Source organism: Pedococcus sp. P2_E4 (genome assembly GCF_056403935.1).
This window is the reverse complement of record NZ_JBFUEO010000084.1, coordinates 1-851: the sequence shown is the minus strand read 5'-3', so window position 1 is coordinate 851 and position 851 is coordinate 1. Positions and strand designations below refer to the sequence as shown.

General features: G+C 72.4%; 1 protein-coding gene. It reads right to left on the bottom strand.

What is annotated here, in order from left to right; translation table 11 throughout:
* Positions 1–38: 38 nt before the first annotated feature.
* Positions 39–851, bottom strand: an 813-nt coding sequence (locus AC1DV7_RS18185) for an HNH endonuclease signature motif containing protein (RefSeq protein ID WP_477598740.1), incomplete at its 5' end; no start/stop codon positions are given.

The window sequence follows — 851 nt, the reverse complement described above, 5'->3', positions numbered from 1 at the left end:
GGGGCGACACCGCATGGGCAGCTGTGTTCATCTCGGTCTCAGGTTCGCCTTCGGTAGGTGACGGTTTTGATGCCGTGTTGGTCGGTGTGGATGTGGTGGTCGTAGTCGGGGTCGTGGATGCGGCGGTGGTGGTGTCCGCACAGCGGCACGGCCAGGTGCAGGTTGGTGGTGCCGCCGGTGGACCAGGGGTCCTGGTGGTGCAGCTCGGACCAGGCGTAGGGCCGGTCGCASCCGGTCGCGGCGCAGGTGTCGTAGGTGGTGGCGAGGGCGACKCGSTGGTGTTCGGTGAAGAACCGGTCGGTGCGCCCGAGGTCCAGGGGCAGGGAGGTGCCGGCCAGGACGGCGGGCAGGATGGCGGCGTTGCAGGCCAGGCGGCGGGTGTCGCCGGCGGACAGGTCGTGGCCGGTGTCCAGGTGCGCGGCGCCGAGCTGGGTCTTGAGCCGGTCGTGGTCGATGGTGACGACGATGGTGGCGTTGACCTTGCCGGACAGGTGGTCGGTGGGTAGGTGCTCGAGGAGCTCGACGAACGCGGTGCCGTAGCGGTGCGCCCAGTCGGTGTCGGGGCCGAGGCCGCCGGTGCCGGTGTCGTCGATTCGGCTGGGGCTGCCGCGCCGGAACGCCTCCCACTGCGCGGCCCGCGCCTGGTCGCCGGTCAGGGCCGCACCCTCGCCGTCAAACCCGGCCGTCCCGTCACCGACAACCCCGGGCGCGCTGACGCCGAACGCCTCGCCCGAACCACCAGTGCCGTGCCCGGCCGCACCCGCGGCGGCGTCCTGCCGCGCGTTCTTCGCGGCCTGTTGGGCGAACCGGCGGGGGGAGGCGATCTGCTGGACGACCTTGCGCAGGATGTG